The sequence below is a fragment of the Mucilaginibacter sp. P2_A5 genome, from assembly GCF_056404995.1.
Genome location: NZ_JBFUCY010000003.1, coordinates 238,483 through 262,455, shown reverse-complemented (window position 1 = coordinate 262,455; position 23,973 = coordinate 238,483). Strand labels below are relative to the sequence as shown.

General features: G+C 43.7%; 22 protein-coding genes. 8 read left to right on the top strand and 14 right to left on the bottom strand.

What is annotated here, in order from left to right; all coding sequences use genetic code 11:
- The first annotated feature begins 77 nt into the window (after nucleotides 1-77).
- Nucleotides 78-1,121 (top strand): helix-turn-helix transcriptional regulator, encoded by a 1,044-nt coding sequence (locus AC1DXF_RS04375; protein WP_477446504.1) that lies wholly within the window; start codon nucleotides 78-80, stop codon nucleotides 1,119-1,121.
- A 213-nt stretch (nucleotides 1,122-1,334) separates the two neighbouring features.
- Entirely contained in the window at nucleotides 1,335-1,712 is a 378-nt protein-coding gene (locus tag AC1DXF_RS04370; protein WP_477446502.1) for a hypothetical protein, read from the top strand.
- Between the two features lie 206 nt (nucleotides 1,713-1,918).
- On the opposite strand, the gene AC1DXF_RS04365 is transcribed toward AC1DXF_RS04370, so the two are convergent.
- From AC1DXF_RS04365 to AC1DXF_RS04355, 3 genes are all read right to left on the bottom strand, one after another.
- On the bottom strand, nucleotides 1,919-2,281 hold the full coding sequence (locus AC1DXF_RS04365; RefSeq protein ID WP_477446500.1) for a TfoX/Sxy family protein: 363 nt from the start codon (nucleotides 2,279-2,281) through the stop codon (nucleotides 1,919-1,921).
- Between the two features lie 161 nt (nucleotides 2,282-2,442).
- On the bottom strand, nucleotides 2,443-3,714 hold the full coding sequence (locus tag AC1DXF_RS04360; RefSeq protein WP_477446498.1) for an RNA polymerase sigma factor: 1,272 nt from the start codon (nucleotides 3,712-3,714) through the stop codon (nucleotides 2,443-2,445).
- A 4-nt stretch (nucleotides 3,715-3,718) separates the two neighbouring features.
- On the bottom strand, nucleotides 3,719-4,072 hold the full coding sequence (locus AC1DXF_RS04355) for a YciI family protein (protein ID WP_477446496.1): 354 nt from the start codon (nucleotides 4,070-4,072) through the stop codon (nucleotides 3,719-3,721).
- Between the two features lie 438 nt (nucleotides 4,073-4,510).
- Between AC1DXF_RS04355 and AC1DXF_RS04350 the strand changes: the two genes are divergently transcribed.
- The 5 genes from AC1DXF_RS04350 to AC1DXF_RS04330 all read left to right on the top strand — a co-directional run bounded on the left by AC1DXF_RS04350 (nucleotide 4,511) and on the right by AC1DXF_RS04330 (nucleotide 10,132).
- Entirely contained in the window at nucleotides 4,511-5,116 is a 606-nt protein-coding gene (locus AC1DXF_RS04350; RefSeq protein ID WP_477446494.1) for an RNA polymerase sigma-70 factor, read from the top strand.
- Between the two features lie 31 nt (nucleotides 5,117-5,147).
- Nucleotides 5,148-5,363 carry a hypothetical protein gene (locus AC1DXF_RS04345; protein ID WP_477446492.1) on the top strand — a complete coding sequence of 72 codons (216 nt, stop codon included), beginning with the start codon at nucleotides 5,148-5,150 and terminating at the stop codon, nucleotides 5,361-5,363.
- A 191-nt stretch (nucleotides 5,364-5,554) separates the two neighbouring features.
- Nucleotides 5,555-6,550 carry a FecR family protein gene (locus AC1DXF_RS04340; RefSeq protein WP_477446490.1) on the top strand — a complete coding sequence of 332 codons (996 nt, stop codon included), beginning with the start codon at nucleotides 5,555-5,557 and terminating at the stop codon, nucleotides 6,548-6,550.
- Nucleotides 6,551-6,576: 26 nt separating this feature from the next.
- Nucleotides 6,577-9,309 (top strand): TonB-dependent receptor, encoded by a 2,733-nt coding sequence (locus AC1DXF_RS04335; protein ID WP_477446488.1) that lies wholly within the window; start codon nucleotides 6,577-6,579, stop codon nucleotides 9,307-9,309.
- 4 nt (nucleotides 9,310-9,313) lie between these two features.
- Nucleotides 9,314-10,132, top strand: a complete 819-nt coding sequence (locus AC1DXF_RS04330) for a DUF4249 domain-containing protein (RefSeq protein WP_477446486.1) — start codon at nucleotides 9,314-9,316, stop codon at nucleotides 10,130-10,132.
- Between the two features lie 385 nt (nucleotides 10,133-10,517).
- Here AC1DXF_RS04330 and AC1DXF_RS04325 read toward each other — a convergent pair whose 3' ends face one another.
- The 10 genes from AC1DXF_RS04325 to AC1DXF_RS04280 form a co-directional block, all read right to left on the bottom strand.
- Complete coding sequence (locus tag AC1DXF_RS04325) at nucleotides 10,518-11,003, bottom strand: hypothetical protein (RefSeq protein WP_477446484.1); 486 nt, start codon at nucleotides 11,001-11,003, stop codon at nucleotides 10,518-10,520.
- 160 nt (nucleotides 11,004-11,163) lie between these two features.
- The gene (locus AC1DXF_RS04320; RefSeq protein WP_477446482.1) at nucleotides 11,164-11,565 is read right to left on the bottom strand and encodes a hypothetical protein; all 402 of its coding nucleotides are present in this window, start codon (nucleotides 11,563-11,565) and stop codon (nucleotides 11,164-11,166) included.
- 121 nt (nucleotides 11,566-11,686) lie between these two features.
- Nucleotides 11,687-12,121, bottom strand: coding sequence for a hypothetical protein (locus AC1DXF_RS04315; RefSeq protein ID WP_477446480.1), 435 nt, complete (start codon nucleotides 12,119-12,121; stop codon nucleotides 11,687-11,689).
- A gap of 542 nt (nucleotides 12,122-12,663) precedes the next feature.
- Nucleotides 12,664-13,344, bottom strand: coding sequence for a hypothetical protein (locus AC1DXF_RS04310; protein ID WP_477446478.1), 681 nt, complete (start codon nucleotides 13,342-13,344; stop codon nucleotides 12,664-12,666).
- A gap of 356 nt (nucleotides 13,345-13,700) precedes the next feature.
- Nucleotides 13,701-13,988 carry a type II toxin-antitoxin system RelE/ParE family toxin gene (locus AC1DXF_RS04305; RefSeq protein WP_477446476.1) on the bottom strand — a complete coding sequence of 96 codons (288 nt, stop codon included), beginning with the start codon at nucleotides 13,986-13,988 and terminating at the stop codon, nucleotides 13,701-13,703.
- Entirely contained in the window at nucleotides 13,988-14,209 is a 222-nt protein-coding gene (locus AC1DXF_RS04300; RefSeq protein ID WP_477446474.1) for a hypothetical protein, read from the bottom strand. Before AC1DXF_RS04300 ends, AC1DXF_RS04305 begins: the two co-directional genes overlap by 1 nt.
- A gap of 52 nt (nucleotides 14,210-14,261) precedes the next feature.
- On the bottom strand, nucleotides 14,262-14,402 hold the full coding sequence (locus tag AC1DXF_RS04295; RefSeq protein ID WP_477446472.1) for a hypothetical protein: 141 nt from the start codon (nucleotides 14,400-14,402) through the stop codon (nucleotides 14,262-14,264).
- Nucleotides 14,403-14,606: 204 nt separating this feature from the next.
- Nucleotides 14,607-15,725, bottom strand: a complete 1,119-nt coding sequence (locus tag AC1DXF_RS04290) for a metallophosphoesterase family protein (RefSeq protein WP_477446470.1) — start codon at nucleotides 15,723-15,725, stop codon at nucleotides 14,607-14,609.
- A 459-nt stretch (nucleotides 15,726-16,184) separates the two neighbouring features.
- Nucleotides 16,185-17,483 carry a hypothetical protein gene (locus AC1DXF_RS04285; protein ID WP_477446468.1) on the bottom strand — a complete coding sequence of 433 codons (1,299 nt, stop codon included), beginning with the start codon at nucleotides 17,481-17,483 and terminating at the stop codon, nucleotides 16,185-16,187.
- A gap of 504 nt (nucleotides 17,484-17,987) precedes the next feature.
- Nucleotides 17,988-18,494, bottom strand: a complete 507-nt coding sequence (locus AC1DXF_RS04280) for an REP-associated tyrosine transposase (RefSeq protein WP_477446466.1) — start codon at nucleotides 18,492-18,494, stop codon at nucleotides 17,988-17,990.
- A gap of 410 nt (nucleotides 18,495-18,904) precedes the next feature.
- Between AC1DXF_RS04280 and AC1DXF_RS04275 the strand changes: the two genes are divergently transcribed.
- A complete protein-coding gene (locus tag AC1DXF_RS04275) occupies nucleotides 18,905-19,993 on the top strand; it encodes an MORN repeat-containing protein (RefSeq protein WP_477446464.1) in 1,089 nt (362 codons plus the stop codon).
- Between the two features lie 1,267 nt (nucleotides 19,994-21,260).
- Here the strand turns inward: AC1DXF_RS04275 and AC1DXF_RS04270 are convergent.
- Nucleotides 21,261-23,897, bottom strand: a complete 2,637-nt coding sequence (locus AC1DXF_RS04270) for a ligase-associated DNA damage response DEXH box helicase (protein ID WP_477446462.1) — start codon at nucleotides 23,895-23,897, stop codon at nucleotides 21,261-21,263.
- Nucleotides 23,898-23,973: the final 76 nt, after the last annotated feature.

The window sequence follows — 23,973 nt, the reverse complement described above, 5'->3', positions numbered from 1 at the left end:
ATAAATCATAAATTCATCGCAAAATAAATTCAAAAATAAATCCGAAACCGAACATCCCAATTCCGAAATCAACAAACATGCCTGTAAACCGCAATGCCCTTATCCGCTACCGCACCATTGACAATTGCCTGCAAAACCGCTATAAAAAATGGACGCTTGATGATTTAATTGATGCCTGCTCGGATGCCTTGTATGAATTTGAAGGTATTGATAAAGGGGTGAGCCGCCGATCGGTACAGGCCGATATCGAGATGATGCGCAGCAATAAGCTGGGCTACGAGGCTCCCATTATTGTGGTTGATAAAAAATACTACACCTATGCCGATAAAAATTACAGCATTACCAACAGCCCCATCAACCAGCAGGATTTAAAAGTGCTGAGCGAGGTATCAAGCCTGCTAAAACAGTTTAAAGGCTTTAATCACTTTACCGACCTGAACGAAATGGTGAGCAAGCTGGAGGATAAAATCTATTCCCAAAAAACACACAGCACCCCGGTTATCGATTTTGAAAAAAACGACAACCTGAAGGGGCTGGAGTATATCGAGGTTATCCGCAAGGCCATCGTAGCTAAAAAAACCATGTGCGTAACTTATCAATCATTCAAGGCACGCGAAGCCAGTAGCTTTTGCTTTAGCGGGTATTTGCTTAAAGAGTATCGCAACCGTTGGTTTGTATTGGGTATGCCACATACAAGAAACGCCCAAATGTTAAACCTGGCGTTGGACAGGATTCAAGCTATAGAAGAACATGCCGACGAGTACCGCGAAAATAAATCGATAGATTTTGGCAGCTATTATAATGATGTTATCGGCGTAACCAAATCGCCGGGACAGCGCAATACGCAAGTGGTATTTTGGATTGACGATGCCAACGCGCCCTACGTGATTACCAAGCCCCTGCACCATACCCAAAAAGTAGTGAGCGAAGAGAATGGCGGCAAAGTTTTTACCATCCGCGTGATCATGAATTTTGAACTGGAGCGCGAACTGCTGGGTTTCGGGTCAAAAATAAAAGTATTGGGGCCAAGAATTTTGGTTAAACAGATGAAAATATTATTACAAAAATCTTTGAACAGGTACGAAACGCCATCGGCTATACAGGATAGTTCGGAAGAATAATAAAGTGAGACGCTGAGTTGTAAAATTTCGTGAAGTTCTTCCCCCGCGGTTTGTGGGGACACAAACCGCTATTCCGGCGGTATGTGGGGACCAGGTAAGCCGACGGCATGTCGGGAAGATGCCGGTGAGGACACAGTCATCGGGGGGAAAAGCTGTAGTAAAGCAAAAAATCAGAAAACGAGCAAATGACAACGATTTACAAAAACAACGGTGATGAAAAAGAGAAAAGATGTAAATAAATCGACGATTGAAATTTCAGGATTGAATGTATTTATAAAAGGTTTTAAGATAAATATTCCTGCAATATTATTCATCGTAAGTTGTGGTTGGCTGGTTTGGAGTTCGCTTAAACAAACGCTGTTAAATAATAAACTAAAATCTGAAAATAATAAAATTAGGGGAATAGTTACCGATAAATATAAAGTGGGCGGAAAAGGTACTATACAAATCAACTACTTATTTAAATTGGACGGGAATACTTATTTTGGATCTACAACTAACGAAAAATATGCGGTTGGCGACAGTTTATATATTCTGTTCTTGAAGGAAGATCCACAGTGTAATAAATCATTTTCCTTTCTTTACGAATAAGGTAGGATGGAGATATTTGATTTTGGCTCCAAGTTGGCGCACGCGTATCGTGGCGGTTTTAGCCCTTCCCCAGGGGGGTGTGTCTTCACAAACCGCTATTCCGGCGGTATGTTTTGGCCAGATAAGCCGATGGCATGTTGGGGAGATGCCTGTGAGGACAATCATCTGGGGGAGTAAACCGACTATCGGGGGGCACCTTTAACCTTTCACCTTTTGCCCTTCACCTTCTCTCCCCGTTTCTTCGATGCCTTCGCTACCTTATTAAACTCCAAAGCCAAACCTATCCAATGGCTAAACTTTTTATTGGCGCTAATGTCATCCCCATCAACCCAAACATAATCCTTCATTACCCGATCGCCGTTTATCATCTGGCGGCAATCGCCTTTTTCTAATTCAATGGCTGCCTGGTTTTGGCCAATGCGGAAAAGCAGGCCGGTGTCGCGTACGCAAACACACATTTTATCATCAACCATAAAACACAAACCCTGGAACATTTTAATCTCGTCAATTTTGGACTGTTCGCTTAATGCTTCGCGCACGCGGTTGGTTAATTGTTCGTTGTAGGCCATGTTGTGTTAAGTTAATAGTACTAAGTCTTGAGTCAAAAGTCGGATTTATTCTTTTTTTACTGAGAACTTAAGACTTTCGGCTAAAGACTATCCGTAATTGCATGATTAACAAAGTAATAGATATTATCATATATGTAGGTATAAAATTAATGAAACTCGGGTTACTTTAATTGCCCTAAATCTTTTTTGATCCGGTTTTTCTCGCTTGCTGTTTTGGCCAGGTTTAGCGCGGTTTGCAAATGGGCTATGGCCAGCGTGTTATCAGCATCTTTGTACAAATGGCCCAATAAAACATGGTACAGGTGATTGTCGTTCAATTTGAGTTTTTCCGCTTCAACAATGGCATCCTGTTTGCCACGGGCTTTGTACAGGGCATAGGTGCGGTTGAGCGCTGCGGCGGGCGAATAGGCAATTTGGAGCAGGCGGTTGTATAATTGCAGGATGCTTTCCCATTTCTCTATAGTATCCTCCTTAACAGTATGCCAGTAGGCAATGGCAGCTTCCAGGTGGTATTTGTTTACCTGGTTCCCTTTGGATGCCAGTTCCAGGTAGTGTTTTCCTTTATCAATCAGCTCATCAACCCAAAGGCTGGTATCCTGGTCGTCATAACGTACCATCTCGCCATGCTCGTCGGTACGGGCGTCAAAACGCGAGGAGTGGAAGCACATCAGCGCCATCAGGGCATAAGTTTCGGGCAGGTTTGTCAACTCATTTTCTATGAGCAGGTAGGTGAGCCGCATGGCCTCTAAACAAAGGTCTTTACGCAAGGTGATATCCTGGCTGGTAGAGTAATAGCCTTCGTTAAACAATAAATATAAGGTGGTTAAAACGGCCTGCAGGCGCTTGCCAATTTCTGCCCTGGCCGGGAATTCTATCTTCACCTTTTCTTCCCGCAGCTTTTCCTTCGCCCTGAACAGCCGCTTGTTGATGGTGGCTTTGTTGGATAAAAAAGCATCGGCAATTTCATCAATTCCAAACCCGCAAAGAATTCTTAATGCCAGGCTCACCTGTGCCTCGGCGGGTAATACCGGCTGGCAAATGGCAAACATCAGCTGTAGCTGGCTGTCGTTAATGTGTTTGTCTGATAGGTCAATCTCAAATTCCGGGCAGTCTGCATGTGCCGATTGCAAAATGGGGGTAACCTTTTGGTCGAAGATCTTATTCCGCTTCAAATAATCTTTTGCCCTGTTGCGGGCTACGGCGTAAAGCCAGGCTATGGGATTATCGGGCAAACCCTTAAGCCCCCAGGTTTCGGCGGCGCTTAAAAAAGTTTCACTGGCAATGTCTTCGGCAATTTCGGGATGTTCAAAACCAAAGTGCTTGTATAGTACCGATACTATTTTGCGATACTCGGTACGGAATAAATGTGGCAGCAGTTGGGTATTGTTCATGGCAAGCATAATGCCACCTCCCGGTGCAGGAGGTGGCAGCATAAAATTACATATTCATGGGCACAATCTGGCGTACCTCAACATTGCCGCCAACCAGCAAAATGGGGCAGCCTTTTGAAATTTCGGTAGCCTCTTCCAAGGTATCGCATTTGATCATGGAGTAGCCGCCTATCAATTCTTTTATTTCAACATAAGGGCCGTTGGTAACTACGTTGCCCGGCTTTACTACCGATCCGGTGCCGCCGTACAGGCGGTTGCCGTTACTTACCAGTTTGTTTTGAGCGGCAATGCTGCCCAGCCAATCCATCCATAATTTCATGGTTGCCTGCATTTGCTCTGGTGAGCGTGACTCAGTTGCGGTTTCTTCAAGTTGTCTGAAGATCAATAAAAATTCGTTCATGATGATTTAAATTTTGGTGATTAAAGCTATAAGACGACCAGGTTTTATGGAATAGGACAGTTGGCCAGAAAAATATTTTAATTTCAATTACCGGTTCAAGATACACCAAATTTGTAATCGAAAAATAAATGTAGCATTTTAAAAAATCCCGTATCTAAACAACGAAAACAAAACAAGGGCATGTCGTTCGAAGGAGTTTAAGAAACGTATTACAGTATAATCTTCCGTGTATGGATGGGCTACATGAACGATCATGACCGCGCCCGTTATGTTACATAGGATACGTTTATCACCGTGTGGCAAACGCCGGGCCCGATATTTTTTGTGGTAACGCATATAAAATTACCATTATTTACGTTTAGTGTAACTTTAGCCATTTACCTTTGTCATATCCAACACATCACCCAATAACAAATTGGGGCATCCTATGCGTAAAACATGCCCATTTTGACCCTCGCTAAGCCCTATACCGATCAGCAGCTCCTGGATTTGATCAGGACGGATGACCGCGGTGCATTTACCGAACTGTACAACCGTTACTGGGATAAAACCTATGCCGTTGCCCTGCACCGCCTTGACGACGAGCACGAGGCCGAAGAAGTGGTACAGGAAGTGTTTTTAAGTATCTGGCTGCGGCGGGCTACACTACAGCTTACACATACGGTGGCTACTTACCTTGCTGTTGCTGTAAAATATAAAGTGATTAACCACCTGGCCAAACAATACCGCAGGCAATTGCAGCATGATGAGCTTACCATGACATCGCCAATTGTTGCCGATAGCACTGCCGACTGGCTGCATGAAAAAGAATTGCGGCAACTGTTAGAGAAAACCGTCAGCCAGCTCCCCGAAAAATGCCGCATTGTTTTCCTGCTCAGCCGCGACGAAAATAAAACCTACGCCGAAATTGCCGCCGAACTGAACATATCGCAAAAAACAGTAGAAGCACACATGAGCAAAGCCCTGCGCGAATTAAGGGAAACCCTGGGCGTATCGGCACCCGTATTGGCTTTCATATTGCTCAATGCAGATCGGTTTTTGTAGGGCTTGGTAATGATTTTATTATTTTTGATTTATGATAACTGTAGAATTATCACTGAAACAATTGATGGATGCTGTAAAGCAATTATCACCCTCCGAAAAACTCGAACTCAATGAGATGATTTGGAAGGATGATATGGCTATTCCCTCTGAATATCAAAAATTAGTTAAGGATAGGAAAAGCAAATCTGATACAAATCCTCACCTACTGTTGGATTGGGAAACAGCATCCAAAAAGCTTGTTTCTTGAATGTCCCATGCAAGATAATAGGGGCGCAAAGTGGTTTACTTATTTTCTCTTAGCGCCTTTGCGATCTTTGCGCGAAAATAAAACGCTCATATTTCCCCTAACTTACTCCCCCTCAAAATAAATTTCATTTCTCACTAAGGGTATCCGGCCCCGCCGTTGACTATATGTACAAAAGGTAGATATATTTTACGATGGAAAACAAAGCCTACGATGTTAAAGAGCTTGCCCATAAGCTTGAAAACGGCACCATTACTCCCGAAGAAATGGCCTGGTTTGAGCAGTGGTACCAGGGGTTTAATGATGAAGAAGTACTGCTTGCGGGCAGCAGGCACTCCGGCATCAATGAGCTTAAGGATAGCATTTTTAATCGTATTGCATCGCAAATGGAAGCGCCTGCGCAACCAAAACGTAAGGTAATTCCCTTATGGCGCAACATTGCTGCTGCAGCGGCTATTGTGGTATTGGTTGCCTTCGCGGCCTTTTACAAAAACGCCATCCTTGATATTATCGACCCGGTAAAACAGGTGGATTTATTGAGCAAAGCGGGCCAGCACAGGCAAATCAGTTTGCCCGATGGTACCAGGGTATGGCTAAGCCCTTCAACCCACATCAGTTACCCGGATAATTTCAGGGGGGCACAGCGTTTGGTAAAACTGGATGGCGAAGCCTTTTTTGACGTAAAGCACGATGCCAATCATCCGTTTATCATTCAATCGGGTGCCATCAAAACCGTTGTGTTGGGTACAAGCTTTAATGTAAGGGCCTACACCGACGCAAAAACGGCCGAAGTTACCGTAATAAGCGGCAAGGTGGGCGTGCTTACATCGGCCGGCGGCAAAAGCCGGCAGCAAATCATGACGGCCAGGCAAAGGGCAGTGTTTAATAAAACAGATGGCTCGCTCGTGAAAGAAAACTATCCCGATGCCGCAAAATTCCTTAGCCAGCGCAATGGCAATTATGATTTTGAAGGTGCATCAATGCAAAATGTTGCCGATGAACTTGGCAGGCAATATGGCGTGCAGATAAACGTTGACCCGCGCATTGCCAATAGTTTATACTACGGGCACCTAAACACCACACGCCTTATCGGCACCGAGCTTGATGTGCTTTGTACCGTAATGGACAACACCCGCTGGCAAAAAGTGGGCAACCAGTACTACATCCGGGAAATTATAGCTAAACATTAACCTTTTGATCCGGCTAATTACCGGGTATGAAAATCAACTCAAACCACGTAAGCTTTTTACCGGCTTACCCACATTTAAAAGACCTACACAAAATGAATAAAACCAAACCCACATGGTTATCCATGTTGATTTGCGCTGTACTGCAAATACCTATCCTGTTCCGAACGTTACTTTGCGCCATCGTTTTACTTATAGCAAGTCAACAGGTTTATGCGCAAAGCCCGCTGGATAAATCCGTTACCATCAGCATAAATAATGAACCGGTTAAACAAGCCTTAGATAAAATAACCGCTGCCTGCGGTGTTAGGTTTACCTATAACCAAACCGTTGCGCAAAGCCCGGCAAAAATCAGCATCGATGCCAAAAACCAGCCTTTAGGCGATGTATTAAAACAAGCTTTTGCATCAGCCCCCTTCAGCTTTTCGGTGTTGGACCAGGACATCATGATTAAATATGATGCGGCTAAAATAAAAAAGTTGCCGGCCGCCGTGGCAGGCGGCAAATTCACCCTAAGCGGTACCGTTAAATCAAAACAAAGCGGCGAAACCATTATTGGCGCCACCATCAGGGTTCCCGATGCAAGCCAGGGCACTTCAAGTAACGAGTACGGCTTTTACTCCATTACCCTGCCGGCCGGCAATCATCAGCTGGCCATCAGCGCTATTGGTCAAAAAAGCGCTTTTGTGCAAGTAGACCTCACCGCCAGCCAACAGCTCAATATCAGCATGGATAATAATGAACAGGCCTTGCAGGAAGTTACCATCAGCGCCAAAGCACCCGGCACCCGCGATTTGGCCAGCCCGCAAATGGGGGTTGAACATTTAAGCGTGCAGGAAACCAAAAACATCCCGGTTTTACTGGGCGAACGCGATATCATCAAAACCATTCAGCTGTTGCCTGGCATCAAATCGGCGGGCGAAGGCAGCGGCGGCTTTTATGTACGCGGCGGCGCATCTGATCAAAACCTGATCCTGCTGGATGAAGCGCCTGTTTATAACGCATCGCACCTGTTGGGGTTCTTCTCAACCTTTAACTCCGATGCCATCAAAAACATCAGCATTTATAAAGGCGATATGCCGGCCCAATACGGTGGCAGGCTATCATCCGTGCTGGATATTAAAATGAATGAGGGCAACAACCAAAAGCTTGGCGTAAGCGGCGGCGTTGGGCTGATAGCCGCCCGGATTAATGTGGAAGGCCCCATCCAAAAAAATAAATCATCGTTCCTTATCTCGGCCCGCCGCACTTATGCGGATGCTTTCCTGGCTTTTTCTAAAGATTCTATCGCCAAAAAGAGTCAGCTGTATTTTTATGATATCAACGCCAAGGCCAATTATATCCTGGGCGATAAGGACAGGATATTTTTATCCGGATACTTTGGTAAAGATGTACTAAAGGCCAGCGATATAGCAGGCATTAACTGGGGCAATACCACCGGTACACTCCGTTGGAACCACATTTTTAACAGCCAGCTGTTTTCAAACACCTCGCTTATTTACAGCGATTATGATTACAAAATCAATATAAAAGAGGATGTAAACGAGTTCCTGATCTATTCGCAAATAAAAGACCTTAACCTGAAAGAGGACCTGCAATACTACGCCGGCGATAAAAACACCATCAGCTTTGGCTTTAACGCCATTTATCATACCATTAAGCCCGGCGAAATTTCATCAACCGGCAACTCGGGCATTATATCGCAGAGCCTGCAAAACAGGTACGCGCTTGAAAATTCGCTGTACGCCACCAATACCTGGAAAGCGTCTGATCGTTTTAACCTTACTTACGGCGTTCGCCTGTCGGCCTTTACCATCCTGGGGCAGGGCGATTATTATACCTTTGATGCCGATGGAAACATCACCGGTTCAAAACACTATTCATCAGGGCAGGCGGTTAAAACCTATGTTAACCCCGAGCCACGCATCGCTGCAGCCTATTCGCTCAATGATTACAGTTCGGTAAAGGCATCATATGCACGTAACGCGCAAAATTTGCACCTTATTTCTAATTCTAACTCAGGTTCGCCAACGGATAAATGGGTGGCCAGCACCAACGTTATTAAACCCGAACTGGCCGACCAGTTTTCGGTAGGCTATTACCGCGATTTTAGCGACCATAAATATGAGTTCACCTTTGAAACTTATTATAAAAAAATGCAAAACCAGGTCGACTACCGCAACGGCGCCAATATTTTTACCAACCAGGCTATTGAAACCCAACTACTTTATGGCAAAGGCCGCGCTTATGGGGCCGAGTTGCTGTTTAAAAAGAAAACAGGACGCTTAACCGGCTGGGTAAGCTATACCCTGGCCAAAACCGAACGCCGGATTGATGGCATTAATAACAACCAATGGTACAATGCCCGGCAAGACCGCACGCACGACCTGGCCATTGTAGCCATGTACAAAGCCACCGAAAAGTGGACCCTATCGGCCAATTTTATATACTACACCGGCGATGCCGTAACCTTCCCCAATGGCAAGTACCAGGTGGATGGGGCAAATTATTACTACTACACCAGCCGGAATGCCGACAGGATGCCGGCATACAACCGGCTTGATCTTGGCGCCACCCGCCAGTTAAAAAAGACCAGCAAATTTGAAACGGACTTAACTTTTAGCCTGTACAATGCCCTGGGTAACCATAATGCCTATCGCATTTATTTCCGCAATAATAAAGATGATGCCAGCCGCACCGAAGCCGTGAGGACTACCCTGTTCACCTTTGTGCCTTCCATCACCTATAACTTTAAATTTTAACTGTATGCACACCACTATAAAATATATGATACCCGCCCTGTTTGCCATAGCGCTATGCTCGTGCGAAAAGGCGATCAACCTTACACTGAAAGATACCACGCCACAATACGTTGTTGAAGGCGTGCTCACCAACGAAACCGGCGGGTGCAAAGTAACCCTAAGCCAAACCAAAAACTTTACCGATAATAACGATATAGTAGGTATTGATGGCGCACAGGTAACCATTACCGACGATAATACCGTTTACCCGCTTACCGCAGCGGGCGGCGGTATTTATAAAAACAACACCCTGAAAGGTGCTTACGGCCATATTTATAAATTGAATGTGCAGGTTGCGGGCAAAACATTCGCTTCAACCTGCGCCATGCCGGCTGCTGTGCCCCTGGATAGCATTTACCTGGTTAAAAGCGATTTTGAAAATAATAAGGATGGCAGCATCCGTAAATTTGTAACCGTAAAATACCACGACCCGGTGGCTACCAAAAACTACTACCGTTTTGTGCAATACGTAAACAACCGCAAAGAAGAATCGGTACTGCTGGATAACGATGAATTTACCAACGGCCAGGAAGTAAACACCCGCCTTAATTTCGACAACAATAATGACGACCCGGCCCGCGACATCCGCCCGGGCAACCAGGTTACCATCGAGATGCAAAGCATCGACCCCGCCGTGTACAAATACTTTTTCAGCCTTACAGCAGGCGCCACCGGCGACGGCAACAACGCCGCCCCGGCCAACCCGCTTAGCAACGTTACCGGCGGCGCCTTGGGCTATTTTAGCGTACACCCAATTTCCAGGAAAACGATGACCGCGCCGTAAAAGGGGGGGGGAGGGCAGAAATGTTGATATTTAGCGCGGGCCCAAAATACACCGGCTAATCAGTCAGCCACCCCGCAATAGAATTTTCGACTTTTGAATTTTTACTTTTGACTTAAAACTGGGCGTTCCCCCCCGCTGGTAGAAGCGGCGGTCTGGCTTTCCGTTACAAGTCCTCGCTTTGCTTTTGCCGCCCCGGCTTGCCCGCGCTGTGGGCTTTTCACTGCAATCCTTAACGCGAATTGCAGGTATACAAAAACACCCGGATGTTTATTTTCATCCGGGTGTTGCATATTTATTACTTAGCATGGCGTTTACCTATCAGCGGGCCACAAGGCTGGAGCCTTGCGGCAGCGACAGAGGAACCAGAACTTTGATACAATAAATTCTACCTTCTCAATTCATGGTAAACCGACAGTAAATTATTAAAAGTAGTCACTTCGAGTAACTGAGGATCAACCTGACATAATTCACTTACTTTTTCCTCCACAATTTTAAACTCATCGTCATCAATAATTTTTCCTCGTTTTAATATTTCTTCAATTCGGCTTGAAATATTTTGTGAATAGGTACTTAAATCTTTCCCGAACTTATTACGAAGTATCTTATTCAATTCCTCTAATATTTGTCTTGGTGCATCTTTGGCCATTTCATTAACATCTATATACGCTTGCCTTATTCCCTTTAAATATATTCCAGGGCTAGTTTGTTCCAGGTACTTTGTTTTTGTTTCATCGCTAAAGGCTTGCTTTCTAAGCTTGATAAGATGAGGATTAACTGAATTATTAGAATATATAAAATCGATAATGGTTAAACACCATTTGGTTATAAATATGGATTCCGCTTCTTGCTTTTCGTTTAATTTTTTTTTCATAAACCTATTTATTTAGAAAGCCCCTGTATCTGGTACTAACCGCACCAGATTACAAGAAAAGCCCTGATAAACGTTCAAATCCGGACTTTTTAATTCATTACATAGCTTTTTTTACCTGTCAGCTGGCTACCCGCGATACGCGTCGCACCAAAGGAGAATACTAAGGACAACAAGGGGCTTTCCTGAATAGTAAGGTATCATATTTAAGAATTCGCTTGTCTTTACCAAATGTAAAGAAGTAGTCCACCCCTTCTGGTACAGCGGAACTAAGTACAAATATTCCTTTGGCCACAATTAATTTCCCGTCTAAACATGCCCTAAAAGTGGGGTCGTAAAGTTTATAAATCCTCTTCAATTTAGCTTTATTCAGAAATACGAACTGAAAGCCGATTGGGTTTATTTTGACCGCATACTCTTTCTCTTTTAAAACAACAGTATCTGATTTGCTATAGAACATTAATTGCTTGTTTTCACAAACTTCGTTATTGTTGGGTACCACGCTTTTAAGGCTTGGGTTGGTAACAGCCGCTATCAGAACTAACAATGCCTTTAATAGTACCATATATAGGAATTTTTGATTGTAAATCTGTTAATTTCATTTTGGTTGGTTTTGCATTCCAGCCATTCTTGGTGTAAACATATTCGGTACCGTCTTTGCTTGTACCATACGACGCTCTAAAAGGTTATCTAACATTTTTAGACTTAAAAATAAAAGTTACTTTTGATGTATCGCAAACAATAGAATTGTAATCAAAGGCAATCTTCCAGCCTGATTGAGATATGCAATAATGTGCCCACCCAGGTTGAATATGAGGCGTTTTACCGGCAAGTTTCTGCTTAATGTCGCCATATAACATTCCAACCCTGATACTGTCATCTGTTAAAAACTTCCTGTCATTTGTGAATATAGCTTCTACTTTATGTTCGGTATCAAATGTGATATTAAATTTACAGTGGTTGTATAAAACTTCATATCCCTTTTTGATACTTCCAGAACTATCCATAATGTATTGGTTATAGTCAATTATTTTTATGTCTTTATTTAGCTTTTGTCCAACCTCTAATTGGTTTTGTGTTTGACATAAGACGCACAAAATCACGCTTAATATAATTTTCATCGTTTATTATCCTGACTCTTTATTAAGTTCTTTCCTTAATTCGTCCCTGGCTTTTTTTCTTTCTCTTTTCGTTTCCCCTGCTGCCTTTAGTCTTCCATTGTTCGATTTCCGAATGGGTATGCTTGTAGTTTATAACTACGGTGATTAAGGTTACCGGAGCAATTTATTAACCAGGCAATGCGGCATTTTTTGTTACCATGCGGGCCCTGTTGCAGCTACGCGTCTATGGTAACAAGCTACCTTTATTTAACCTTCACAAATTCAACATCCTGCCAATGAACCTTATTCTCGGTAATAAACACTAATTGATTATCCACATCTGCACGTTCAACGTAACAATCATTGAAGTCAGTTAGCTTCTGGTCGGTGTTATCACCGCACCAGCCAAAGTTTGTATTTTACATATGCTTTAGTTGCAAATCTATATAATACCGGGCTTCCGTAAGGCCAACTGGAAGTGGTGCGGTGATAACACCGACCACAGGCTGAAGGCCAACTGGAAGTGGTGCGGTGATAACACCGACCACAGGCTGAATGAAGGGTTAATAAAAGATAGTTTTGTCAACTATGGTTACTATAAAATCATTCATGTTAGCCCAGTTAACTTCAATACAATAGTATTGTTTATTGTCTTTATTCGATAAATCAGCAGGAAATAAAAATACCCAATAAAACTGTTCTTTTTGGTTATCGTACTGGAAATTAACCTCGTAACCTTTTTGATAAAAATTCAAGTCCGCCGCCTTGCTTAACGCAAAATCCTTGATTAGGTTCCTGTCTAAAAATATGGATTTGGATTTATAACCCCTTCCCGGCCAGTTTATTTTAAGTAACTGGCCATATTGATCAAGCCGTATTTCAAGGCAATAGTTTGTTATCCCTATTGTAGTATCCTGTAAGGCAAATTTGAGGTCATATTTCGGGACCACCCATTTATAGTCGGATGGCTGTCCATCGTCTTTGGAAAAATACTTTTTTACATTTACAATCTGTCCATGCGAAAACTTAACTCCGGCAGCAAATTCTCCTAAGGTGTGTTTTAACAGGCTATCAATATCTACCCTTATAAAATGAGGTAGCTTATTTAATGAAGATATTTCTCTATCGCAATCTTCATACCCCGTAGTGCCCCCATAGTCTGTTTTTATAACCATTTTATCCTGGGCTATTGCAGTTACCCTACTGGCAAAAACTATCAAAAGGGTTAATAAGGTTAGCTTCATTGGTACAATATAGCTATCTGCAGTTTGATTTTTGCTAAACTGTTTTGTTAATAAAAGTTAAATATTTTAGTCGGCATCAGGTAAATCCAAAGCCGTTGCTGGAGTTTGTTTCTATAAGTGTTCGGAAGATTTTTAGTTCCCTCCCGATGGTGAGGGGAGTACCATACGGCTGTAAAATGCACCTGTGAACGCTTGATCTAACCCCTGGCTCCTCCGTCCCAAGGAAGGAATCGCACGTTCTCCACTTTTTTATTTCTTCCGAACACCTATGGACACGGCGCCAACAAAGTGCGGCGGGGAACACAAAAAACGGAGAGTCTGAAACAAAGCAACAATAAATGCAGATTTAATACTTTTTAAACAAACCGTTTAGGATTTCGGCTGGTATGAAATACCGAATTCACAACAACCAATTGCTTTTTAATTTTGAAAACAATTACAAATGGAAAATCGTGTACTTTGGCGAACCTGAATTTTTTTGAGAATCTTTCCTGGCAATGTAAAGGGTTAGTTTCAATCGATCTGAATGTACTAATCACTTTCAGCAAAAACCTGTCGCCTAGGCCGGCTTGTTGTTCTTCATACCATTCGGCAGATTTTTGCATGTCTTCCCTCGCTTTGCGAAGAACTTGCAGGTGGTACACTATTTTTCCTTGATGTTGAAGTGAGCGATGATCTCGTCGATTGAATAGGTTTCGGTTTCTCCGGATTCGTACTCCCTGTCGCGTGCCAATATCTCCTTTTGCTGGGTTTCAGATAAAATAAAAGTTTCATCTTCCCGGCTATAGTCGTACTTCATATTATCCAGAAATGCCAGTAAAGCCTGTTCTTCCTGTGGGTTATGGGGGTTAACTACGATGGTCATATTACAAATATAAGAAATTGTACTTGAGTTGAAAAAGTCGTTAATTAATATATTACATCGCCGGGATTTGTAATCTCCGCCACTCGCTGCCGCCTGGCTTACCCGCCCATATGCTAACTTTAAAGTGCTGTGCAAAAGAAGTTTTGTATAGCGCGATATTCAGCAGTAATATTACCAGGAAGCTCTTTTTCATTTTTATACCAATTAAGCCATGCCATCTTTTGCTTGTTAAACGCTTCCAAATCCTACCCGCCTGATTTAACCCCTACCTCCTCCTTCCCCAAGGAAGGAATCGCGCATTCCCTGCGCTTTTTTTTATTTCTTCCGAACACCTATGGAGACAACTCCAACGAAGTCCAAGAAAAATGATGCACCAACAATCCCGGCTTTGTAAAAACTACTTTATTTTAATTGTTGATTGTTTGTAGAAGCGCGGGTCCCAGGCTATTACAGCCTCGCCGGTTTTTGGCGCTTTCTGCTTCCTGTTTGTGAAATAGTTTTCTACAAAACGCTTGCCTTCCACACTTGCAGTATCATAGGCCGACATCAGGAATTTAAAACTGAAATCTTTAAAGCTGAAGGCATGCCAGTCACGATGTAAAGAATCTGTGTAGTAAGTATTCACTTTGTTTACAACCTTACTCATGCTATCATATTGTATAACCTGGTAAGCGGGATTGTTTCCATTTCTTGAACATAGTCCCGGAGCAATATCGATGTAGGAAATTAACCTTCCTTTATTTGTTATTAGCCTGTAGTCGTTCATATGGGTATGTCCGGCCAATTGAAACCTGATAACCGGGGCATATTTCTTTATGGTGTCCAGATACATGTTTTCGACGTTATTGTGCCATGACGGTGTATTGCCGTACCTGTCCATTCCAGGCGGAACATGATAAACCATCCAAACCTTTTTGTGCGTCCGTTTAGCATCCTGTAACGCCGCGCCCAGCCATGATAATTCTTTTTTTGCCTTTAAATCCGGGTCGGATGCCGAACTTAAAAAAATCACCGTGTTAAGCATAATGAACGTCCAATCGCCTTTGCTGTATTTGTAATAGCCACCATCCATAAAATCCCTGTATATCGCATGGTTATGGTCTATCGGGCGTAGCATAGCTTTATAAAACAAGGCATTGGTCGCCCTGTCAGAACTATCATGATTAATGCAATCATTATTGCCCAGGGCAGGTAAAATAACCGCATTTTTATCTAATTTCTTCAAATGGTCAAGCACATACTTAAATGTTTGTTTCATGATGGTAGTATCATGTTTTTTTGTTTGCCCTTTCTCGTGCCACAGCATATCGCTGGGCAAAATGATGAAGGGAAATTTTTGGGAGCCAACACTGTTAATTGCCGAAAGAAAAAGCGTACTGTCGGCGTCTAAATGATAGGAGTTATCATTGCCTAAGCTTAAATTAACATGCACATCTGATAATACAAGTATGGAGTTGGTTTGAGCATAGCCCGGCAACGCCAGCGCGGTAAGCAACAATAGAAGCAGCTTTTTCATATTGAATTGAATTTTGTGATTGGATGCAGATTTAAGTGTTGGGTATAGCCAAGGTACTTAAAGGTTATGTATAATCAAAGGAAGAGGGCAATATTAGTTCATGGTTATACTTTAGCTGCCACCGCCGATGGTTAAAATAGCGCAGGTAACACTTTAATATCGCAGGCGCTGCCCGGCACTTTCTTCCCGAACAATGTTTTGTGACTTGAAAATTATGGCAATGCCTGCGGCCCGGGCTATTCGCTTATACGGCCCCAGGCATTAAGCGCGAGGCCGGTATTCGCTGCTATCCCTATTGCGAACCGCCGGTATACAAAAACACCCGGATGAAATTAAACATCCGGGTGTTGTATATTTATTACCGTGTAAGGCGTTTACCTGTCAGTGGGCGCACAAGCCAAGAGGCAGCGAAAAACGTTTGCGGGAGCCGGAGCCGGAGGTGCAATTGCTGTTTTCTATTTATTGACCTTTTTGGGATAGTTCAGTAACTTGATGCATAAGTAGATTGATTTGATTTTGTAGTTTTTGATTAATTGTTTCCTGTTCTTTTTCTTTCTTATCTTTCTCAATTAAGTATAAGGTCAGTTCTTCTATCTTCTTTATCATCAGCTTATTCATCTCGGCTACATTAAGTCCGTTCTTTACCATCTCCTGCTCCGATGGAATCTCAGGCAGATGTTGGTTCAGTTGGATATAGCGTTCTACTTCGCTAAGAGTTGGGAGTTTGTATTTCTCATTGAAAACATAGTCGCCCCAATCGTTCAAATCAACTTTTACCTCTTTACTATGAATAGTGCCATTAACATCTAACTTGTTTTTTGGAGTGCTTATTCCAATACCTACGTTTCCGTCATTTCTAATAAACAGGAGATCGTTACTTGTATTTGCATTATAGAAATCAATTCCTTCTGTTGAATTAGTCGTGTTGGTTTGAAAACGTAAAGATTTGGCATCTCCGTTTACGCTCACGTTTGGAATTAAACTATTAAAATGCAAACTACCCGACGAAAAACTAATCGGCCCCGATACATCTAAGGCATAAGCATTCGTTATTGCAACATTTGCTGATGCTCTTGGCGCTCCCCCGATATACAAGGTCGACGCGTTGGTATAAGTAGTCGGATTTGTGGCTGAAATCGCGGTAGAGCTTAACGAATTAATAACCGTGTTAGCAACTAAGCCTGAACTGCTATTGTCGATAACGCCATTTGCCAGGTGTACTTGAATGCCAAGCCCGCTTGTTCCCCAGGCGGGCTGGTTGATACCACCTCCAATGAGTAATCTGGCAGCAGAGGAAGCATAAGTATTAGCGCCGATATTTATCGAACCAAAATAGGATCGACCCAACGCCAGGAGCGAATACGGGTTTGCTATAGAAACATTTGTTCCTGCTTTTGGCGCACCGGAAATATAAACCGTGGCTGCATTTGTATAATTTACACTTGAGTTAGTGGCTGCCAGCGTCGGGATTCCAAAGGAATTTATCGCGTTGGTTGAGACAGTTGAAGTGGCAAGCGTAGTGGAATCGGTATAAATTCCACCTAACGCCTGCAAATTAATCCCACTCACTCCCCAGGCTGGTGCGGAACGGCCGCCGCCAACCGTGAGCAATCCTGTTGGTGTGGAATTCCCAATCCCAATCCCAACATTCCCCGAGTTTAGCACATAGTGACCGGTTCCTGGCACGTTGGTCCATTGACCAAATGAGCAGGAGATTATTGCAAAACATGCAACAAAAGTTAAATAGATTTTTTTCATGATACGGTTGGTTTAATGTATTATTAGCTGTTTATGATATAATGTTCATCAATCATTGCTTATGTACACAAGTATAACTAATGAGCAAGAAAGATTCGTTGTTGATCAAGGCTAAAGATTGATTTTTCAGCCTGTGGCCGGTGTTATCAGGCTGACCGAGAATTCTCCGCCGCCGAGCCTCGGGGCCTGTGCGCCCATATGCTAAGTATACGCCATGCCTTTAGGACAATCAACAATGTTTGTTGTTAACCTTAATACTTTCGCATTATTCTTTTGCCCCGTTTAAAAATACAAAAACTCCCGGACGAATTAAACATCCGGGAGTTGCATATTCATTGCTTAGCATTTACCTGTCAGCGGCCACAAGCCTGGAGGCTTGCGGCAGCGAAAAACGCTTGCGGCAGCCGGGGGGTTGAATAAAAAAAATTGTGCTCGACATTTAGCCTGTGGTCGGTGTTATCACCGCACCACTTCCAGTTGGCTTTTCGTATTCCTTAAATCCGCTCAAATATGTTCCATATAGTGCGTAAGCAAGTCGTTGTCTTGATTTAGTAAATAGTATGATGCAGAAGAATACAGGTAATCTTCTGGATACTGGCATAAACCGGCTTTAACAGGATTGTAATGAATGTAATCCAATTTCTGTTCAAGCACTTTACGGTTGTACATTGTAGCCTTGAAGGGCCGTCTTTCCCAAAACTGATACGCTCTATCGGCCTGAGTACTTTTATAGCTATCCAGATTAGCCGAATTATTAATTATACTAAATTTGAGTTGCTGCGCTGTAAACTTGCTAAAGTGTTGTTGCACATTTTTATCCAGCCATTCCGGTTGTTTGCACCAAAGTATATGGATGTGGTTATCCATAATTACATATCCATACAACCAGATCCTTTTATCATCAACCAAAAACCTTAAACTATCCATGATAATTTGTTTATGACTTTCTGTTTGCAATAAAGGCTGCCAGTTTAAACAAGTGGCTGTAAAAAATTCTATCCCATTCTGCATCTCCTAAAATAAACAAAAAAAATATTGCTTTTGGTAATGACTTAAGGTTTGGGACAAAACGAACTTACCGGAGGTGGTGCGGTGATAACACCGACCACAGGCTGAATACTTTCGCATTACTCCTTTGCACCGTTTAAAAATACAAAAACTCCCGGATGAAACGTACATCCGGGAGTTTTTGTATTCATTGCTTAGCATAGCGTTTACCTATCAGCGGGTCACAAGCCTGGAGGCTTGCGGCAGCGAAAAACGCTTGCGGCAGCCGGGGGATTGAATAAAAAAAATTGTGCTCGACATTTTAATATTAAAAAATTATATTGTGAAATATTAACTTGTTAATTACCTTACTATTGGCATTTAAATGGGATATTGCAGTTTAAATATCAACAACTTAACCGTATCAATTTACAATGAAAAATTATTCCCCAAGAATTTACTGTTTTTGTTTAGTGTGCTTTTTGCTATTTGTGGCTTTCGGCCAAACTGCACATTCACAAATCTTCAAGAAGTTCATAGATCAGGCAAAAAAAGCTGTTAAAGTAGACATTCACACAAATCTCGACATTAATAACAATAAAGACAGCGTTAACACCAACACAAATAATTCAGCAACAAAGTCGACTAACAACTCGGCCAATAAAATGAATTTTCCGACAAGTGATGCGGAAGTCTGCGTTAGCGGCGACTGCCAAAATGGTCACGGTAAAAAGGAATCGTCTAAATACAAATACGAAGGGGATTTTAAGGATGGGAAGTTTGATGGATACGGAACTGTTATTTTCTCAGTTGGCGATTTCTATCGGGGTATGTTTTCTCAAAATGGGTTTAAAGGGCATGGCACCTACTATTGGGGATCACAAAACAGGTCATTTACGATCAGATCTTATGAGGGGAATTTTGCTAATGGAGATGTGAGTGGACTGGTGAAATTCTTAACATGGGACAATGAAACATTTATTGTCAATACAGAAACTCACAAGATGCACGGTTTGGGAAAGCGTACTAAAGATGGGTTAACACGGTTGTGCTATTGCGACACAAAATACGATGACGGCAGTTACCAGGGTTTTCCACTGGAAGTAATGACGCATCACCTGGATACGAATTTTGCTAAATATAAAAAGGTAGACGAATTGGCACCTACCACAATAACATTTTTATATCTCGGCGTTGACAGAGTCACTTATAATAGATATGTGGGTATCCAATCAGAATATGATGGCAAAGAAACTCACGATGAACTAAATCTCAAAGACAAAGATGTGCCAGGCTTTATAAATAATACCGCACACAATATTTATATTAAAGGCTACAGAAAAATACATCCTTTTGACAGGGATGTGATAGAGTACGTAGACGATTCATTTGTCGTCAAGCCAGGGGAAAAAGTAATGAAAAATTACAGGTATTTGCCTAACCAAAAGTTCGTTGATATCACAGGTTCTTACTATAGGCAAGAATACTTTTATTTGGGGCAATATGTCGAAAAGGAACTGTAACAAATTGTCCCTACCCGCCCACATGCTAAATGCACGCCATTTAGCTTCTGGTCGGTGTTTATCACCGCACCAGCCAAAGTTTGTATTTTACATATGCTTTAGTTGCAAATCTATATAATACCGGGTTTCCGTAAGGCCAACTGGAAGTGGTGCGGTGATAACACCGACCACCGGCTGAATAATTTGTTTATGACTTTCTGTTTGTAATAAAGGCTGCCAGTTTAAACAAGTGGCCGTAAAAAACTCTATCCCATTCTGCATCTCCTAAAATAAGCAAAAAAAATATTGCTTTGATAATGACTTAAAGCTTGGGACAAAACGAACTTACCGGAGGTGGTGCGGTGATAACACCGACCACAGGCTGAAAGGTATTTAAACGCGGTATTTTACCGGTATTGAAGCTGATTTTTGAGGCCATGGCGACAAGGTTTTTGAGGTGACTTATTGCTCATAAATATAAAAATATGCGATGATGTATTTACCTGCCGAAGGTATTTTTATTTGTTAATTATCTTCGGCAGCGGCGGAGGAAAACTACTGCAAAATAACGATTTAGCATAAGGCCGTAGTTTTCGTGATGGGAAAAACCTTCATGGATTTTGTGAGATTATGAGGGGGGAAATGACAACGATTTAATCCCCAATGTCATGCCGTCCATTAGCTAACGGATCAGCACCCCACATGCTAAGTGTACTTCATGCGGGTCACCTGTCCTGTGGGATCCCGATCCGTTAGCTAACAGACGGGATGACTTCCGTTTTTTGAGTTGTCAAGGGTAGCTACGAGGATGCGTAGGCCTGTCACCTTGAGCCTGTCGAACGGTCGCGCGGAGAGGCCTTTGCCCACTATGCTTCGACAGGCTCAGCATGACAGCCCTTTTATGAGGTCATCCCCCTTCAGAATCCACGGATTTTATCACTCAGGATTGACAAAAACCTCAATCGTATTTTTGTGTGGATTTTTGTAATTTTTTTGAAAAAAAATGAACTTTTTTTACCGGAAATCTGAATTTAACCGGCTTATTTTTTGCTGTTTATTGAGCGATATGTTTGACGATATAAATGGAACCTGTATAACCTTTTTATAAATTTAGGACAAGACAGTATTTCGCCCTTAAAATATCAACTCGTTGATACACAAATAGAAAGGTGTTCCATGCTGGTATTTTACAAAAATGCAACATGTTGATTGTCAGTGCATATGCGTTCCAAAGCGTTCCATGCGATCCACGCGTTCCGGTGGAACACCGTGTGCATGCCGGCCACCACTAAAACCCCTTCTTCCGGGTGATACCGGGCTTGCGGTTTTTGCGGGTTTCATCAACTTCGCCAACGCCTTCGGCGCCGTAGCTGCGGGCCATTTTGGCAATGCGTTCTTCCATGGTTTCGGTGGTGAGCCGTTCGCGGCCCAGGCTATCAACCATAATGGGGAAGGCAAACGGGGTAGGGCGCTCAATGGTTTTCAGGATGATGGTTTGGGTGGCTATCCGCTGCAAAGCCGCCCGCAGCCTGAATTCCTCCAGTTGGAAGGCCAACGCCTCGTTATAAGCCTGGCGCACCAACAGGTTGTCTGGCTCATACTCGCTAAATACCTCGAACAGCAGGGAGGTTGAGGCCTGTAAATGCTTGTTCTTCACCTGTTGGCCAGGGTAGCCGGTAAATACCAGCCCGCCGATATGGGCTATATCCCTGAACCGCCTTCGGGCCATCTCATTGGCGTTCAGGCTATGCTGAATATCATCAATGAGGTTATCTATCGAAAAAAAGCTGGCATCTTCCAGTACATCCTCAATGGGTACATCCTCGTCGGTAAGTAGCTCAAACCCATAATCGTTCATGGCGATGCTGAAACTGGCATTCCTGGTCTTACTGATCCTGAAGGCCAGCAATGATGCCATCCCCTCATGTACCAGTCGCCCCTCAAAAGGATAAAACAGCAGGTGGTGCCCCTCGCGCGATTTGAACGACTCGATCAAAAACTCGTGGCTTTGTGGCAGATGCGATAACTCCTGCTGCAATTTGAATAAAGGTTTGAGGGCAAGCACCTCCACATCTTTTTCGATGCCATGCGCCACCTCGTCCAGCTTATCCCTGAACACGGCAGCCAATTGCGACGACAGGGGCATCCGGCCACCATTCCAGCTGGGTATTAAACCCTTGGTGGAGTTTGATTTTTTGACATAGGCTGTCATCTCCTTTACCCGGATAAATTCCAGGCTCCGGCCTGCAAACCAGAAGGTATTGCCCGGCTTAAGCTTTGATACAAAGGATTCTTCGATAGTGCCCAGGCTGCCACCGCTGAGCCATTTTATCCGGATGCTCAGTTCGCTGGTGATGGTGCCTATGCTTAGCCGGTGTCGCATGGCTACCCGTCGGCTGTTTACTTTGTACAGGCCGTTCTCTATTTCTACCTTTAAAAACTCGTCGTATTGCGCCAGCGTTTTGCCGCCGGTGGTTATAAACTCCAATAACTGGCCAAATTCGTTGCGGGTAAGATCGGCAAAGGCGTAGGTCCCCTTTACCTCATTAAACAGTTCATCGGCCCTGAAACCGTCGGATACAGCCAGCGTAACCATGTATTGGATAAGCACGTCCATGGTAAGTAGCATGGGGTCGCGGCTTTCAAATATGCCGCGTTTGATGGCGGCTTTCAACGCGGCGCCTTCCAGTAACTCCAATGAGTGGGTGGGCACAAAATACGCCTTTGATACGGCGCCGGGGTGGTGCCCGCTCCGCCCGGCGCGCTGCATAAAACGGGCAACGCCTTTGGGACTACCAACCTGCACCACGCAATCTACCGGCCGAAAATCGACCCCAAGATCAAGGCTGGACGTGCATACTACCAATTTCAATGCCTCGGCATGCAGGGCCTGCTCCACCCAGTTGCGCAGCTCATTATCCAACGAGCCATGGTGCATAGCCATAATACCGGCATACTCCGGGTAATTATCTAAAATGGCATGGTACCAGATCTCGGATTGCGACCGCGTATTGGTGAATATGAGCGTGGTTTTGCTCCTGGCCACAATTTCCATTACTTGCGGCAGCAGCTTTAAACCAATATGGCCGGCCCATGAATAATTCTCGATGTTATCGGGGATGATAGACTGGATATCCAGCTTCTTCTCCATGTTGGCCCGCACCATCCTGATCTGATCCAGTGGAAAATTATTGCCCAGCAAAACCTCGGCCGCCTGCTCCAGGTTACCTATGGTGGCGCTGATGCCCCAGATTTTGAGTTGGCAGTGAGCAGTTTGCAGTGGGCGGTGGGCAGTTTGCAGATCAATCTTATCTGAATTGTCAGATAGCCCATTTTCATTTAATCGAACATTGCCAACTGCTAACTGCCGACTGCCAACTGCCTTAAGGCGGGACAGCCCTAGCTCCACCTGTACGCCGCGTTTGGTGCCCAGGAGTTCGTGCCATTCATCAATAACCACCACCTGTAGTTGGCTAAACAATTTGGGGTATTCTTTTTGGGCCAGCATCAGGTGCAGGCTTTCGGGGGTGGTAAGCAACACTTCGGGCAATTTACGCTTGAGCGCGGCTTTCTCGGCTGCCGATGTATCGCCGGTTCGGGTGGCAATTTGCCAGGGCAGGCCCATTTCGTCGCAGGCTTCCTGCATGGCTTTGCGGATATCGTTGGTGAGCGCACGCAATGGGGTTATCCATAGCATGAGCAAGCCATTATTTTTTTGCGTGGTGTAAGTATCGGGGTGTTTGTTAATAAAATCGACCAGGAAGGGCAAAAACAGGGCAAACGTTTTACCGCTGCCGGTGGGCGCGTTGAGCAAGCCGGAATAGCCCCCAAGGTAAGCCGCCTCCATTTCCTGCTGAAAGGGGAATTGCTGCCATTTTTTTTGCTTGTACCACTGCTGTATAACCTGCCTGCCTTTTGTAATCATCCTTTGCTTAACAATTATATATGCGTTTGGTTATTTGGGGCGCCAATTACATACCAGCAAATTAAGCGATAAATCC

Bases quoted from the DNA above. Each gene is read 5' to 3' on its own strand.
- AC1DXF_RS04375 (WP_477446504.1), top strand. From the start codon at position 78: ATGCCTGTAAACCGCAATGCCCTTATCCGCTACCGCACCATTGACAAT.
- AC1DXF_RS04370 (WP_477446502.1), top strand. From the start codon at position 1,335: ATGAAAAAGAGAAAAGATGTAAATAAATCGACGATTGAAATTTCAGGA.
- AC1DXF_RS04365 (WP_477446500.1), bottom strand. From the start codon at position 2,281: ATGGCCTACAACGAACAATTAACCAACCGCGTGCGCGAAGCATTAAGC.
- AC1DXF_RS04360 (WP_477446498.1), bottom strand. From the start codon at position 3,714: ATGCTGCCACCTCCTGCACCGGGAGGTGGCATTATGCTTGCCATGAAC.
- AC1DXF_RS04355 (WP_477446496.1), bottom strand. From the start codon at position 4,072: ATGAACGAATTTTTATTGATCTTCAGACAACTTGAAGAAACCGCAACT.
- AC1DXF_RS04350 (WP_477446494.1), top strand. From the start codon at position 4,511: ATGCCCATTTTGACCCTCGCTAAGCCCTATACCGATCAGCAGCTCCTG.
- AC1DXF_RS04345 (WP_477446492.1), top strand. From the start codon at position 5,148: ATGATAACTGTAGAATTATCACTGAAACAATTGATGGATGCTGTAAAG.
- AC1DXF_RS04340 (WP_477446490.1), top strand. From the start codon at position 5,555: ATGGAAAACAAAGCCTACGATGTTAAAGAGCTTGCCCATAAGCTTGAA.
- AC1DXF_RS04335 (WP_477446488.1), top strand. From the start codon at position 6,577: ATGAAAATCAACTCAAACCACGTAAGCTTTTTACCGGCTTACCCACAT.
- AC1DXF_RS04330 (WP_477446486.1), top strand. From the start codon at position 9,314: ATGCACACCACTATAAAATATATGATACCCGCCCTGTTTGCCATAGCG.
- AC1DXF_RS04325 (WP_477446484.1), bottom strand. From the start codon at position 11,003: ATGAAAAAAAAATTAAACGAAAAGCAAGAAGCGGAATCCATATTTATA.
- AC1DXF_RS04320 (WP_477446482.1), bottom strand. From the start codon at position 11,565: ATGGTACTATTAAAGGCATTGTTAGTTCTGATAGCGGCTGTTACCAAC.
- AC1DXF_RS04315 (WP_477446480.1), bottom strand. From the start codon at position 12,121: ATGAAAATTATATTAAGCGTGATTTTGTGCGTCTTATGTCAAACACAA.
- AC1DXF_RS04310 (WP_477446478.1), bottom strand. From the start codon at position 13,344: ATGAAGCTAACCTTATTAACCCTTTTGATAGTTTTTGCCAGTAGGGTA.
- AC1DXF_RS04300 (WP_477446474.1), bottom strand. From the start codon at position 14,209: ATGACCATCGTAGTTAACCCCCATAACCCACAGGAAGAACAGGCTTTA.
- AC1DXF_RS04295 (WP_477446472.1), bottom strand. From the start codon at position 14,402: ATGAAAAAGAGCTTCCTGGTAATATTACTGCTGAATATCGCGCTATAC.
- AC1DXF_RS04290 (WP_477446470.1), bottom strand. From the start codon at position 15,725: ATGAAAAAGCTGCTTCTATTGTTGCTTACCGCGCTGGCGTTGCCGGGC.
- AC1DXF_RS04285 (WP_477446468.1), bottom strand. From the start codon at position 17,483: ATGAAAAAAATCTATTTAACTTTTGTTGCATGTTTTGCAATAATCTCC.
- AC1DXF_RS04280 (WP_477446466.1), bottom strand. From the start codon at position 18,494: ATGCAGAATGGGATAGAATTTTTTACAGCCACTTGTTTAAACTGGCAG.
- AC1DXF_RS04275 (WP_477446464.1), top strand. From the start codon at position 18,905: ATGAAAAATTATTCCCCAAGAATTTACTGTTTTTGTTTAGTGTGCTTT.
- AC1DXF_RS04270 (WP_477446462.1), bottom strand. From the start codon at position 23,897: ATGATTACAAAAGGCAGGCAGGTTATACAGCAGTGGTACAAGCAAAAA.